Origin of the sequence: Kitasatospora sp. NPDC050463, assembly GCF_040655255.1 — a bacterium.
In the GTDB taxonomy this organism is placed as follows: domain Bacteria; phylum Actinomycetota; class Actinomycetes; order Streptomycetales; family Streptomycetaceae; genus Kitasatospora.
The window spans coordinates 12,945-26,308 of record NZ_JBFAJO010000005.1; the positions used below are offsets into that span (position 1 = coordinate 12,945).

Annotated in this window: 11 protein-coding genes; 7 read left to right on the forward strand and 4 right to left on the reverse strand. The window is 74.2% G+C overall.

Going from position 1 to position 13,364, the window contains the following annotated elements; all coding sequences use genetic code 11:
• Positions 1-19 precede the first annotated feature (19 nt).
• Together AB0J08_RS04785 and AB0J08_RS04790 are read right to left on the reverse strand one after the other, a co-directional pair.
• On the reverse strand, positions 20-2,113 hold the full coding sequence (locus AB0J08_RS04785; RefSeq protein WP_360626905.1) for a helix-hairpin-helix domain-containing protein: 2,094 nt from the start codon (positions 2,111-2,113) through the stop codon (positions 20-22).
• 229 nt (positions 2,114-2,342) lie between these two features.
• On the reverse strand, positions 2,343-3,323 hold the full coding sequence (locus AB0J08_RS04790; protein WP_360626908.1) for an aldo/keto reductase: 981 nt from the start codon (positions 3,321-3,323) through the stop codon (positions 2,343-2,345).
• A gap of 406 nt (positions 3,324-3,729) precedes the next feature.
• Here AB0J08_RS04790 and AB0J08_RS04795 point away from each other — a divergent pair, with 406 nt between their 5' ends.
• The gene (locus tag AB0J08_RS04795; protein ID WP_360626911.1) at positions 3,730-4,779 is read left to right on the forward strand and encodes an LLM class F420-dependent oxidoreductase; all 1,050 of its coding nucleotides are present in this window, start codon (positions 3,730-3,732) and stop codon (positions 4,777-4,779) included.
• A 42-nt stretch (positions 4,780-4,821) separates the two neighbouring features.
• Here the strand turns inward: AB0J08_RS04795 and AB0J08_RS04800 are convergent, their stop codons facing one another.
• Positions 4,822-5,814 (reverse strand): magnesium and cobalt transport protein CorA, encoded by a 993-nt coding sequence (locus tag AB0J08_RS04800; protein WP_360626914.1) that lies wholly within the window; start codon positions 5,812-5,814, stop codon positions 4,822-4,824.
• Positions 5,815-6,023: 209 nt separating this feature from the next.
• Between AB0J08_RS04800 and AB0J08_RS04805 the strand changes: the two genes are divergently transcribed.
• From AB0J08_RS04805 to mshC, 6 genes are all read left to right on the forward strand, one after another.
• Positions 6,024-6,731, forward strand: coding sequence for a histidine phosphatase family protein (locus AB0J08_RS04805; RefSeq protein ID WP_360626917.1), 708 nt, complete (start codon positions 6,024-6,026; stop codon positions 6,729-6,731).
• A gap of 334 nt (positions 6,732-7,065) precedes the next feature.
• Positions 7,066-7,638 carry a DUF3090 family protein gene (locus AB0J08_RS04810; RefSeq protein ID WP_360626920.1) on the forward strand — a complete coding sequence of 191 codons (573 nt, stop codon included), beginning with the start codon at positions 7,066-7,068 and terminating at the stop codon, positions 7,636-7,638.
• 68 nt (positions 7,639-7,706) lie between these two features.
• A complete protein-coding gene (locus tag AB0J08_RS04815) occupies positions 7,707-8,498 on the forward strand; it encodes an SCO1664 family protein (RefSeq protein WP_360627343.1) in 792 nt (263 codons plus the stop codon).
• Positions 8,499-8,758: 260 nt separating this feature from the next.
• The gene (locus AB0J08_RS04820; protein ID WP_360626923.1) at positions 8,759-9,676 is read left to right on the forward strand and encodes a helix-turn-helix domain-containing protein; all 918 of its coding nucleotides are present in this window, start codon (positions 8,759-8,761) and stop codon (positions 9,674-9,676) included.
• 141 nt (positions 9,677-9,817) lie between these two features.
• Positions 9,818-10,687, forward strand: a complete 870-nt coding sequence (locus tag AB0J08_RS04825) for a carbohydrate-binding protein (protein WP_360626926.1) — start codon at positions 9,818-9,820, stop codon at positions 10,685-10,687.
• Between the two features lie 219 nt (positions 10,688-10,906).
• Positions 10,907-12,136, forward strand: coding sequence for a cysteine--1-D-myo-inosityl 2-amino-2-deoxy-alpha-D-glucopyranoside ligase (mshC, locus tag AB0J08_RS04830; RefSeq protein WP_360626929.1), 1,230 nt, complete (start codon positions 10,907-10,909; stop codon positions 12,134-12,136).
• 82 nt (positions 12,137-12,218) lie between these two features.
• On the opposite strand, the gene AB0J08_RS04835 is transcribed toward mshC, so the two are convergent.
• Positions 12,219-13,169 (reverse strand): PAC2 family protein, encoded by a 951-nt coding sequence (locus AB0J08_RS04835; RefSeq protein ID WP_360626932.1) that lies wholly within the window; start codon positions 13,167-13,169, stop codon positions 12,219-12,221.
• Positions 13,170-13,364: the final 195 nt, after the last annotated feature.

Consider the following 13,364-nt stretch of genomic DNA (forward strand, 5'->3'; position numbering starts at 1 on the left):
CCCGGGTGCCGGACAGGCGCTAGTAGGCCTGGGCGGCGTTCTCGGCGAGGATCGCCCGCAGCCGGGTGGTGCGGGCCGCGGCCGGGCGCTCGGCGACGGCCTGGGGGAGGGCGGGCCCGGCGGCGTGGACCACCGAGAGGTGACGCTCGCCGCGGCCGAACGCGGTGTAGACCCACTGGCGGGTGAGGGCGGTGCCTGCGTCCTCGGGGAGGACGACGACCGCGCCCGGCCAGCGGCGGCCGACCGCCTGGTGGACGGTCAGTGCCCAGCCGTGCCGCAGCCGGCCGGCCTCGGCGGGCGGGACGCTGCGGCGCGAGCCGTCCGGGTACTCCAGGTGCAGGCCGGTGGCGTCGCCGTCGACCACCCGGGCGGGGCGGACGACACCGGGGGCGGGGGAGTCCACCACCCGGTCGCCCGGGTCGAATCCGCCGAAGCGGCCCGAGCCGGGGTTGAGGCGGGCCTTCGCGGCGGCGTTCAGCGCCCGGGTGCCGGCGGCGCCGCCGTGGCCGGGGGTCAGCAGCACCACCTGCTCGGCGGGGATGCCGAGCGCGCGCGGGATGGAGTCGGTGAGCAGCTGGATCGCGCGGTGGACGGCCTCGCCGCTGTCCTTGGCGGTCAGGATGACCACCTCCTTGTCCGGCGCCTCCACCGGCTGGAGCTCGCCGATCCCGATGCCGGAGACCAGTTCGCCGATCGGACCGAAGTCCGGGGTGCGGGAGGCCACGGAGGGGCAGACCTTGGCGGCCAGCAGGTCGGCGAAGAACCGGCCCGGGCCGGCCGACCAGAGCTGACCCGGGTCGCCGCTCAGGACCAGCCGGGTGCCGTCGGCGAGCGACTCCAGGAGGGTGGCGGCCAGCTCGACGTCCAGCAGCGGTGCGTCGAGCACGACCAGGAGGTCGAGGGCGAGCGTGCCGTCGGAGGACCGGCCGGGGCCGGCCGTACCGGACAGCAGCTCGGCCAGGGTGGCGACGGACACCGGGCCGTCGGCGAGCGCGGCGACGGCGTCCCGGCCCTGCTCGGTCCAGGTGGCGGCCCAGGCGCGCAGGCCGAGGCCGGCGGCGGCGCGCACCAGGGCGACCGGCTCGGCGCGCGCCGCCTCGCCACCCGTATGGGTGACCAGGGCGCTCTGCGCGACGGCCCGGACGAGAGCGGTCGCCGAGGAGGACGGCGCCGCGACGGCCGCCGCCTCCCACGCGGTCGGGCCGGGGGCGGCGGGCGTACCCGCAGCATCGAGGCCGTCCTCGGCCGCGTCCTCCACAGCGCCCTCGGCCGGCGCGCCCTCCACGGCGGGTTCGTCGCTGCCGTCGCCGTCGCCGTCCTCCTCGGCGACGTCCACCCCGGGGACGAAGGTGGACATCAGGCGGACCAGCCCGTCGGCCAGACTTTCCTCCGCCAGCGCGAGCCGCTCCAGCGCGAGCACGGTGCGGGTCGGCGGCTCGTCGTTCTTGTCGCCGCCCGCGCTGTGCGCCTCGGCGCCGGTCAGCTCCTCCTGGAAGGGCATCGCCCGGCCGTCGACCACGGCGGACTGCAGTGCGGCGGCCGGGTCCGGCAGGCCGAGCCGGTCGAGCCCGGCCGTCACCTCGCCGATCTCCACGGCGGAGTGGCCGCGCAGGGCGGCCTGCTCCAGCAGCCACGGCACCAGCGCCTGGGCCCGGCGCGGGTCGCCCGGGCCGGCGGCGGGGCCGAGCAGCCCGCGGGCGAACCCGTCCGCATGCTCGGGGCGGACGCCGGGCAGGGTCAGCACGGCCCACGGGTCGGCGCGCAGCTCCTCGGCGGCGGCGTCGCCGAACGCGGCCACGGCGGCGGGCGCGAGGTCGGTGGGTGCGCCGCCCGCGGCGAGCACCTCGGCGGTGGCCCGCAGGGCCTGCGCGCGCTGTTCGTCCGGCTCGGGGGAGGCCGGTGCGGCAGGACCGCCCGCCTCCCCGGCCGGCGCCTGCGCCGTGCCCGGGGCGCGGGTGCCCCCGGCGGCCGGAGCGCCTGCCGGGCGGCCCGACTGCTGCCCGACCACCCGGATCGCCTCCGCCAGCGCCGCGACGGCGGCCGCCTTGTCGGGGCTGTCCGTACCCGGGGCCGCCGAGGTCTCCTCCGGAGCGCCGTTCTCCGTGTCACTCATCGTTCGCTCCAAAAGGTCACTCCACTGCTGGGGCTCCGCCGCCCGTGCCGTGCCCGGGGCAGCGGCCGGTTCGCGGCCGCCACCGCGGTACGCGCGGTCGGCGTGGTCGGGGCCGGATCAGGCCCGGGCCCGGCCGGTCACGTGGTCGTCGGCCGTCGGTCGTCAGCAGCTGTCGGTCATCGGTCATCGGTCGTCGAGATCCGGCCGCACCGGGCGGCGGTGCCAACCCCTAGAGCTCGCTCCACCCCTGGTCCGGATAGCGGTGGACCGGCGACGAGATGTCGTCGAGCGCACCGCGGATCTCACCCGGAAGCGTAAGCGCCTCCACTGACAGCGCCGACTGCAGCTGCGCCACCGTCCGGGCCCCGACCAGTGCGCTCGCCACGCCCGGCCGGTCCCGCACCCAGGCGAGCGCGACCGCGAGCGGGCTGCTGGCCAGCCCGTCGGCGGCGGTGGCGACGGCGTCCACGATCCGGCGCGAGCGCTCTCCGAGGTACGGCTGGACGAAGCCGGACAGGTACGGGGAGGCGCCGCGCGAATCCTGCGGGACGCCGTGCCGGTACTTCCCGGTGAGCACGCCGCGGCCGAGCGGCGAGGAGGCGAGCAGCCCGACGCCCGCTTCCTCGGCGGCGGGCAGCGCCTCCCGTTCGAGGCCGCGCTGGAGCAGCGAGTACTCCAGCTGGGCACCGGCCAGCGGCACCCGGCCGTGGTGGGCGCGCTGCCAGGTGGCGGCCCGCGCGAGTTGCCACCCGCTGTAGTCGCAGACGCCGACGTACCGGGCGCGTCCGGAGGCGACGGCGATGTCCAGGGCGCTGAGCGTCTCCTCGACCGGGGTCGCCGGGTCGAAGGCGTGCACCTGCCAGAGGTCGACGAAGTCCGTGCCGAGCCGACGCAGCGAGGCGTCGAGGGCGGCGAGCAGGTGCCCGCGCGAGCCGTCGAAGCGGCGGGGGGAGTCGGGGACGCTGCCCGCCTTGGTGGCGATGACCAGTTCGGAACGGGGGATCAGGTTGTCGGTCAGCCGGGAGAGCAGGTACTCGGCGCCGCCGTCGCCGTAGACGTCGGCGGTGTCGACGAGGTTGCCGCCCGCGTCGACGAACTCCTTGAGCTGGGCGGCGGCCTCGTGCTCGTCGGTGTCGCGGCCCCAGGTCATGGTGCCGAGACCGAGCCGGGAGACCTGTAGCCCGGTACGGCCGAGGTGACGCTTTTCCATCGGACGGGCCCTCCACTGGCCGACAACACCGCTTGTACCGCTGATACCGCTCGTCCCACCGGAGCCGCTGGGACCGCTCGTCCTGCTGAAACCGCTGAAACCACTCAAACCGCTGAAACCGCTCGCACTGTCGGTAACGCCTGCGCCACGCGGCCCGCGCCGTCCGCACCGGTGGTGCGACGGAACCGGCGGTATCGGCGGGGTCCGGCAAACGCGCAGGTGGGGAGAGGCGTCCCCACGTCGGCTGAGCGTAGCGGCCGGTGCCCGGGCAGGTGTGCAGACCCGCAGAACGATCACCACCCGACCGGCCGATCGGGATGTGGCCCAGCCCACAGCTACCGGCCAGTAGCATTGCCGCCGGACCTGCGGTTACCCTCACGGACAACCCGACTGGAAGGCATGGCAGATGCGACTCGGTATCAACCTCGGCTACTGGGGACTCGGTATGGACGCCGACAACACCGCCGTCGCCCAGGAGGCGGACCGGCTCGGCTACTCGGTCTGCTGGGCCGCCGAGGCCTACGGCTCGGACGCGGCCACCGTGCTGGCGTACGTCGCCGCCAAGACCGAGCGGATCGACGTCGGCTCGGCCATCTTCCAGATCCCGGCCCGTACGCCGACGATGACCGCGATGACGGCGGCCACCCTGGACACCCTCTCGGGCGGGCGCTTCCGGCTCGGCCTGGGCGTCTCCGGCCCGCAGGTCTCCGAGGGCTGGTACGGCGTGAAGTTCGACAAGCCGCTGGCCCGCACCCGCGAGTACGTGGAGATCATCCGCAAGGCGATGTCCCGCGAGCGGCTGGTCCACGAGGGCGCGAACTGGACGCTGCCGCTGCCCGGTGGGCCCGGCAAGCCGATCAAGCTCACCGTGCACCCCGTGCGCGAGCACATCCCGCTGTACATCGCCGCGATCGGGCCGAAGAACCTGGAGCAGACCGGCGAGATCGCCGACGGCTGGCTCGGCATCTTCTTCTCGCCCGAGCACGCCGCGCTCTCCCTCGACCCGCTGCGGTCCGGCCGGGCCAAGACCGGGCAGACCCTGGACGAGGGCTTCGACCTCTGCCCGACCGTCACCATCGCGGTCGGCGACGACATCAAGGCCGGGGTCGACTCCCAGCGCTCCTACGCCGCCCTCTACATCGGCGGCATGGGCAGCAAGGAGAAGAACTTCTACAACCAGCTCGCCCGGCGGATGGGCTACGAGCAGGCGGCGGACGAGATCCAGGAGAAGTACCTGGCCCGGGACTACGAGGGCGCCGCGGCCGCCGTGCCGCACGACCTGATCGACGCCACCTCGCTGGTCGGCGACACCGCCCGGATCGCGGACCGGATGCAGGCCTACGCCGACGCAGGCGTCACCACGCTCACCCTGGCGCCGGCCGGCTTCACCCTGGAGGAGCGGGTCCGGGCGCTGCGCACCGGCGTCGAGGCGATGGAGCGTGCCGGGCTGGCGTGATCCGGGCGCTCGCGGGGCGCGGGCCCCGGCCCGCGCCCCGCCCTACAGCCAGTCGTGCCGCTTGAACACCCGGTGCAGCACCACGCAGACCGTCACCATCAGTGCCACCGCCGCCGGGTAGCCCCAGGGCTGGTGCAGCTCGGGCATGTGCTCGAAGTTCATCCCGTACACGCCCGCGATCATGGTCGGTACGGCGGCCAGCGCCGCCCACGCCGAGATCTTCCGCATGTCGTTGTTCTGCTGCACGCTGACCTGCGCCAGGTTGGCGCTCAGGATGTCGGAGAGCAGCCGGTCCATGCCCTCGACCTGGTCGTTGGCCTTGGCGAGGTGGTCGGCGACGTCCCGCAGGTACGGCAGCGCCTCGGGGCGCACGAACGGCACGCCGCCGCGCTCCAGCCGCAGCATCGGGTCCAGCAGCGGCGCGGTGGCCCGGCGGACGGTCACCAGCTGGCGCTTGTAGCCGTAGATCCGGCCAGCAGTGTCGCGGCCGACCCGGGTGGGGGCGAACACGTCGGCCTCCAGCTCGTCGAGGTCGGCCTGGAGCCCGACGGCCACGTCGACGTACCCGTCCACCACCGTGTCGCAGACCGAGTGCAGGACGGCGCTCGGCCCGTACCGCAGCAGCTCGGGCTGTCGCTCCAGGTCCTCCCGGAGGTCGCCGAGCGGGCTGTCGGTGCCGTGCCGGACCGTCATCACGAAGTCCTCGCCCACGAAGACCATCACCTCGCCGCTGGTCACCGCGTGTCCGCCGGGGTGGTAGCCGAGCGTCTTGAGCGCGACGAACAGCGAGCCCTGGTAGGCCTCCACCTTCGGGCGCTGATGGGCGCGGACGGCATCCTCGACGGCCAGCGGGTGCAGCGAGAACTCCTCGCTGACCTGGTCGAGTTCCTCGACGGTCGGCTCGAAGAGGCCTATCCACACGAAGCTGCCCTTGCCGGCCGCCCGCGCGGCGGCGAGGGCGCCGGTGTGGTCCTCGGGCCCCTCGATCCGGCGGCCGTCACGGTAGATGGCGCAATGGACGATCATGCGGGCCATTCTGGCCCCTCGACGGCCACGACGCGGGCACACCGGCCACCGGGACGCGGGCACACCGGCCGCCGCGACGACGGCCCAAGGCCACCCACTCGATCGGGGGAGCCCCACGGCGCCGGACCGGCCAGCCGGCCGGCGGGACCGGACGGCGGGACCGGACGGCGACGGAATCCGGTCCCCACAGCCCGCCCGTGAGGCCTTACGCTGACCCCATGCCCACGCTGCTGCTCGTCCGCCACGGCCGATCCACCGCGAACACCGCCGGAATCCTGGCCGGTTGGACACCCGGAGTGGACCTCGACGACACCGGGCGCGAGCAGGCCGCCGCGCTGGCCGGCCGGCTCGCCGCCGTCCCGCTGGTGCAGGCCGTCAGCAGCCCACTGGATCGCTGCCGGCAGACCCTGGAGCCGCTGCTCGCCGTCCGCCCCGAACTCGCGGCACTCGCCGAGGACGAGCGCCTCGGGGAGTGCCACTACGGCGAGTGGACCGGCCGTCCGCTCGCCGAGCTGGCCAAGGAACCGCTCTGGCGCACCGTCCAGGACCACCCGGCGGCCGCGGCCTTCCCCGGCGGCGAATCCCTGCGCGAGCTGAGCCACCGCACGGTGAACGCGGTCCGCGAGTGGAACGCCAAGATCGCCGCCGAGCACGGCGAGGACGCGGTCTGGGTCGCGTGCTCGCACGGTGACGTGATCAAGGTGGTGGTGGCCGACGCACTCGGCCTGCACCTCGACCACTTCCAGCGGATCAGCGTCGAGCCCTGCTCGGTCACCGCGATCCGCTACACCCCGCAGCGTCCCTTCGTGCTGAGAATGGGCGACACCGGCGACCTCACCTCGCTCGCGCCCAGGCCATCCCGCGGCGGTCACGGGGACGGGGACGCGACCCCGGCCGGGGACGCGGTGGTCGGCGGCACGGCCTGACCGACGGCCCCCACGGCGCCGGCGACGCTCGCGCGGAGCCGCCACGGCCCCGGGCCCTGCCGCTGACCGGCTCACCCCCGCCGTCGGACCCGTCACCGGCTCGGCTCCCCGGGCCGGGCCCGGAGGTCGTAGGGTGACTAGCGAGCCTGCCGAGACCCGGCCCACCGGTGTCCGGCCGGCGGCGCCCGGACGGTCCGGTTGTCCGAGCGTCCGAACCAGTACGACAGACAGACGACACAGATCCGCAGACGTACGACAGCACGGCACCACACGACCCACCCGATACACCCGAGCCACCCGACATACGACGATCGAAACGATCCGGAGCGAGAGCGTGCCCCGTCAGGTCTTCTTCTACGACCAGCCCGAACGGTTCGTCGCGGGCACCGTCGGCCAGCCCGGCGCCCGGGCGTTCTACCTGCAGGCCAGCGCCCGGGGGCGGATCACCAGCGTGCTGCTGGAGAAGACCCAGGTCGCCGCGCTCGCCGAGCGGATCGAGGAGGTCCTCGACGAGGCCCTGCGGCGCAGCGGCGGCGACTCGGTGATCCCCGCCGCCGCCCCGGTCGACCTGCTCGACACCGCGCCGCTGGACCTGCCGCTGGAACAGGAGTTCCGGGTCGGCACCATGGCCCTGGCCTGGGACAGCATCGACAACTGCCTGGTCGTCGAGGCGCAGGCGGTGATCGAGGAGGAGGAAGCGGCCGAGGGCGCCGCCGAGACCGTCTTCGAGGACGACGAGAACGGCCCCGACATGCTGCGGGTGCGGCTCTCCGGCGCGATGGCCAGGGTGTTCGCCAAGCGGGCGCTGGACCTCGTCGCGGCCGGGCGCAAGCCCTGCCCGTTCTGCAACCTGCCGCTCGACCCGGAGGGCCACCTGTGCCCGCGCGCGAACGGGTACCGGCGCTGAACACCGAGACCGCGCCGCAGTCGGACCCGGCGGCCGGCGCCGCCCTGGCCGCCGACGTGCCGACCGCGCTGCGTCTGCTGCGCGAGGGCGCGCTGACGGTCCACGGCCGGCTCACCGACGCCTCCAACGCCGCGCTGTACTGCAGTGTCACCCTGGGCGGGCCGGACGGGCCGGACGGGCCGACGGCACAGGCCGTCTACAAGCCGGTGGCCGGTGAACGCCCGCTCTGGGACTTCCCGGACGGCACGCTGGCCGGCCGCGAGGTCGCCGCGTACGAGGTCGCCGCCGCCACCGGCTGGGCGTCGATCCCGCCCACCGTGCTGCGTGACGGCCCGCACGGGCCCGGCATGGTGCAGCTCTGGGTGGAGCCCGACCCGGACGCCGATCCGCTGCTCGCCCTGCAGGACCCGCGCGGACCGGAGGACGGCTGGCTGCCGATCGTGCGCGCCGAGGTCGGCGGCGGGCGGACGGCTCTGCTGGTGCACCCCGACGACGAGCGGCTGCGCCGGCTCGCCGTGCTGGACGCGGTGCTCAACAACGCCGACCGCAAGGGCGGTCACCTGATCGCCGCCGCCGACGGCCGGATCTACGGCATCGACCACGGCGTCACCTTCAACACCGAGGGCAAACTGCGAACCCTGCTCTGGGGCTGGGCCGATCAGCCGCTGCCGAAGGAGGCGCTGGAGGTGCTGGGCGGGCTCGCCGAGCAGCTGGACGGCGCACTCGGCGAACGGCTCGCCCCGCATCTGACCGCCGCCGAGCTGACCGCCACCCGCGCCCGGGTGGCCGAGCTGCTGCGCACCGGCCGCCACCCGCTGCCGTCGCAGGACTGGCCGTCCATCCCCTGGCCGCCCATCTAGGGGCCGCGACGGGGCGACGGCTGCCTGACGCGGTACTACGGGCCTTCGTGCTCACACCCCGAGCACCCTCCCCGGGTCAGCGGGCGGACCGGAGTGGAGTCCGGCCAGCTGGATGGTCGCGGTCCTCTCGTAGCGGGTTGCGATGCGTGCCACCGCCTCACGCCGCCGTGCAGCCTGGGCCGGGCCGTCCATGGCCCGCCGGCCCGGCCCCGTCTGCAATGGTCTGGACCGCTACGGCGGCTCGGCCCCAGACTGCTCCGATGGACGAGCGACGGACCACCCCCCACCTGGACCTGCCGCTGCATCGCTTACAGGTCCCACTGCCGCATCTGCTCCCGTTCGCGATCGGCAGCTTCGATGCCATCGGCCCGCTCTCCCGCGCGGGCTTCCCCCACCGGCACTCCTTCTACGAGATCGTCTACGTCACCGGCGGCCACGGCGCCCATGTCCTGGACCTGGTCCACCGGACGCTGCAGCCACCGCAGTTGTGCGTGATCGCGCCCGGCCAGGTGCACTACTGGGCCGACGCGGACGACCTGACCGGCCAGGTCGTCCTCTTCAACGAGGACTTCCTGCTCTCCCATCCCGAGGACCTCGCCGCGCTCCGCGGCCTGTCGGCCCGGCCGGCCCTGGCCCTGGGTGAACACGCCGGGCCGATCGCCGCGTTGCTGGCCGACATGGAGTTGGAGTACCGGACACGGCCGGCCGGCTACCCGGGGGTGCTGCGGGCCAGCCTGCACATCCTGATCGTCCGGGCGCTGCGCGCCTGCGCGCCGGGCACGGACGGTGCGGCGCCCGGCCGGGTGAGCGAACTGGCCGCCGCCTTCGCCAGGCTGGTCGCCGACCCGGGCGGGCTGCACCGCTCGGTGGCCTCCTGCGCCCAGGAGCTGGGCGTCTCGCCGGGCCATCTGCAGACCCTGGTGAAGCAGGCCACCGGCTGCACGCCGGGCCGGCTGATCCGACAGCGGCAGACGCTGGAGGCCAAACGGCTGCTGGCCTCCACCGAGCTGACCATCCGCCAGGTCTCCCGGGAGGCCGGATTCGGCGATCCGGCGTACTTCTGCCGCTTCTTCCGGCGGGAGACCGGGATGACGCCGGGGGAGTTCCGGGCCCGGGTCGGAGGAAATCACCACGATCCCCGGATCACGTCCATCGCGGGGGCTCCGGAGGCCCCGTAGGTTGACTGCTGGCCACCGGTGGCCGACCCGTACGGAACGGGTGGGCCGCCGGCGCGGTCCTTGTCATGCCCCCACCATGACAAGGGCCGCCCACACCCCCACACCCCAACCCCCACACCCACACACCGAAGGAGTCGGCCCATGCCCGCGTCCGAAGAGCCCACCCGGCCGGAGGGCCTGATCGACCGCCGGATCAGCCGCAAGACCGTCCTCAAGGCGGCCGCGGTGCTCGGCACCGCCCCGCTGCTGATCGGCGGCGGCGTCGCGCTGGCCCGCGACCGGGTCGGCACCGGCGAGGCACCCGGCCTCACCCCCGCCTGCCACGACGGCGACGAACCGACGATCGAGCAGACCGAGGGCCCCTACTTCAAGCCGAACTCCCCGCTGCGGACCTCGCTGATCACCGACAGCACACCCGGCACCCGGCTCACCGTGAGCGGCTACGTCTTCGGCCGGGCCTGCCTGCCGATCTCCGGCGTGCTGCTCGACTTCTGGCAGGCCGACGTCAACGGCGCCTACGACAACACCGGCTTCGCCTTCCGCGGTCACCAGTTCACCAACACCCAGGGTGCGTTCACCCTCACCACCATCGTGCCGGGCCTGTACCCGGGCCGCACCCGGCACATCCACGTCAAGCTCCAGGCGCCCGGCCGCCCGGTGCTCACCACCCAGCTCTACTTCCCCGGCGAGCCGCGCAACAGCACCGACACCATCTACGACGCGCGGCTGCTGATGAACGTCCGCCAGATCGGCTCGGCGAAGGAGGGCACCTACGACTTCGTCCTGAACGTGCCGCAGACGCCCACCACGCCGCCGACCAGTCCGAACCCCAGCTCGCCCACCACCCCGCCCCCGACCACCCCGCCCGGCGGCACCTGGACCGCCGGCACGCTCTACAACGCGGGCGACCGCGTCACCTACGCCGGCGCCTCCTACCGCTGCCTCCAGGGGCACACCGCCATCACCGGCTGGGAGCCGCCGAACGTACCGGCCCTCTGGCAGCGGCTGTAGCGGCTCCAGCCGCACCCCCAGGGGGTCGGGCGCCCGGTCGGCGGCAGGGCCGGCCGGGCGCTCATCCGCCGGCCTGCAAACGGGGGCTCCGGCGGGCGGACCACGTCAAGCACCGGTCCCTATCAGTCCAGAAGCGCTCAGGCAACGACAGGATGCGAATCCAGTCGATCTTGCGTACTGGTTAGGCTTTCAAATGTTCGCGCGGTTAAAGTGATTCCCATGCATGCCTGGCCCGCCTCCGAGGTTCCCGCCCTGCCTGGTCAGGGGCTCCCCCTTCGTATCCACGACACCGCCGCGGGCTGTATCCGCGAGGTCGTCCCGCAGGACGGCACCGCCCGGATCTACGTCTGCGGCATCACCCCCTACGACGCGACCCACATGGGCCACGCCGCCACGTACAACGCCTTCGACCTGGTGCAGCGAGTGTGGCGGGACGCCGGCCACGACGTCCTCTACGTGCAGAACGTCACCGACGTGGACGACCCGCTGCTGGCGCGGGCGGTCGAGACCGGCCAGGACTGGGTGGCCCTCGCCGAGCGCGAGACCGCGCTCTTCCGCGAGGACATGACCGCCCTGAGGCTGCTCCCGCCGGCCCACTACATCGGCGCCGTCGAGTCGATCCCGTGGATCGTCCCGCTGGTCCAGAAGCTGCTGGCGAGCGGCGCCGCCTACAAGGTGGACGACGATATCTACTTCTCGGTCGAGTCGGAGCCGCACTTCGGTGAGGTGTCCGGCCTGACCCGGGAAGCCATGCGCCCGATCTTCGCCGAGCGCGGCGGAGACCCGGACCGCCCCGGAAAGCGCCACCCGCTGGACGCCCTGCTCTGGCTCGCCGCCCGCCCGGGCGAGCCCGCCTGGGACACCGAGCTCGGCCACGGCCGCCCCGGCTGGCACATCGAGTGCGTCGCGATCGCCCTGCAGTTCCTCGGCATGTCGTTCGACATCCAGGGCGGCGGCAGCGACCTCTCCTTCCCGCACCACGAGATGGGCGCCGCACACGCCCAGGTCGCCACCGGCGGCCACCCCTACGCCCAGGCGTACGTGCACGCGGGCATGGTCGGCCTGGACGGGCACAAGATGTCCAAGTCCCGCGGCAACCTGGTCTTCGTCTCGGCGCTGCGCCGTGAGGGCGTCGACCCGGCGGCGATCCGCCTCGCCCTGCTCTCGCACCACTACCGCGAGGACTGGGAGTGGACCAAGGCCACCCTGGATGAGGCCGTCGAGCGCCTCGCCCGCTGGCGTGCCGCGGTCTCCCGCCCGGACGGCCCGCCGGCCGAGGCCATGCTCGCCGAGGTCCGGGAGGCGCTCGCGCACGACCTGGACGCGCCCGCGGCGCTGGCCGCGGTCGACCGCTGGGCCGCCGGCCAGGAGGCCGGGGGCGGCACGGACATCGGCGCGCCCGGTCTGGTCTCCCGCACGGTGGACGCCCTGCTCGGCGTCGCACTGTAGGACCGCGCACGACGTGGACGCACGGGAGGGGCGTCGGGACCACTGGTCCCGACGCCCCTCCTCCGTTCCGGCGTGCGGAGGGTCAGTCCTCCTCGCCGCCGTCCTGGCTCTCCCGGGCGGACGGCGGCTCGGGCTCGCTCGGCCGCTCCGCCGTGGCGTGCCCGGCGACCGGCTTCTCACCGGCCGGTCCGACGTTCTCCCGGCGCCGCAGATAGCGCTCGAACTCCCGGGCAATCGCGTCGCCCGAGGCCTCCGGCAGCTCGGCGGTGTCCTGCGCCTCCTCCAACTGCTGGACGTACTCGGCCACCTCGGTGTCCTCGGCGGCCAGCTGGTCCACGCCCAGCTGCCAGGCCCGGGCGTCCTCGCCGAGCTCACCCGGCGGGATGCGCAGGTCCAGCAGGTCCTCCAGCTTGTTGACCAGCGCCAGCGTGGCCTTGGGGTTCGGCGGCTGCGCGACGTAGTGCGGCACCGCCGCCCAGAGCGTCACGGCCGGCACGCCGGCGTGCGTGCAGGCCTCCTGGAGCACCCCGACGATCCCCGTCGGACCCTCGTAGCGGCTCTCCTCCAGGTCCAGCCGCTGGGCGAGCTCCGGGTCGGAGGTGACCCCGCTGACCGGGACCGGGCGGCTGTGCGGGGTGTCCCCGAGCAGTGCGCCCAGGATCACCACCAGCTCGATGCCCAGCTCGTGCGCGAAGCCGAGCAGCTCGTTGCAGAACGAGCGCCAGCGCATGCTGGGCTCGATGCCACGCACCAGGACGATGTCCCGGGTGGTGGGTTCGGTCACCCGGACCACCGAGAGCCGGGTCGTCGGCCAGGTGATCCGGCGGATGCCGCCGTCCAGCCAGACCGTGGGCCGGTTGACCTGGAAGTCGTAGTAGTCCTCGGCGTCCAGGGCCGCGAACACCTTGCCGCCCCAGGTCTCGTCCAGATGCGCCACGGCCGCGGAGGCCGCGTCCCCGGCGTCGTTCCAGCCCTCGAAGGCGCAGACCATCACCGGGTCGATCAACTCGGGAACATCTTCCAACTCGATCACCCAGCGTCTCCCTCCGGTCGGCGGACGGACGTGCCCCGCCCCGGCTGGCCTGCCGAGGCGCCGGTGGGCCGGCTGCCGACTGTCGAACCTCTCATCACCCATGGAACGCCTCGCTCCATGGTCCCTACCTGCCCAGCCTACGGGCTTTGATGCGCCTCCCGGCCGGGCACCGGGACAGTCTGGGGGAGCGGGGCG

Coding starts and splice junctions, on each gene's coding strand:
- AB0J08_RS04785 (WP_360626905.1), bottom strand. CDS start 2,113: ATGAGTGACACGGAGAACGGCGCTCCGGAGGAGACCTCGGCGGCCCCG.
- AB0J08_RS04790 (WP_360626908.1), bottom strand. CDS start 3,323: ATGGAAAAGCGTCACCTCGGCCGTACCGGGCTACAGGTCTCCCGGCTC.
- AB0J08_RS04795 (WP_360626911.1), top strand. CDS start 3,730: ATGCGACTCGGTATCAACCTCGGCTACTGGGGACTCGGTATGGACGCC.
- AB0J08_RS04800 (WP_360626914.1), bottom strand. CDS start 5,814: ATGGCCCGCATGATCGTCCATTGCGCCATCTACCGTGACGGCCGCCGG.
- AB0J08_RS04805 (WP_360626917.1), top strand. CDS start 6,024: ATGCCCACGCTGCTGCTCGTCCGCCACGGCCGATCCACCGCGAACACC.
- AB0J08_RS04820 (WP_360626923.1), top strand. CDS start 8,759: ATGGACGAGCGACGGACCACCCCCCACCTGGACCTGCCGCTGCATCGC.
- AB0J08_RS04825 (WP_360626926.1), top strand. CDS start 9,818: ATGCCCGCGTCCGAAGAGCCCACCCGGCCGGAGGGCCTGATCGACCGC.
- mshC (WP_360626929.1), top strand. CDS start 10,907: ATGCATGCCTGGCCCGCCTCCGAGGTTCCCGCCCTGCCTGGTCAGGGG.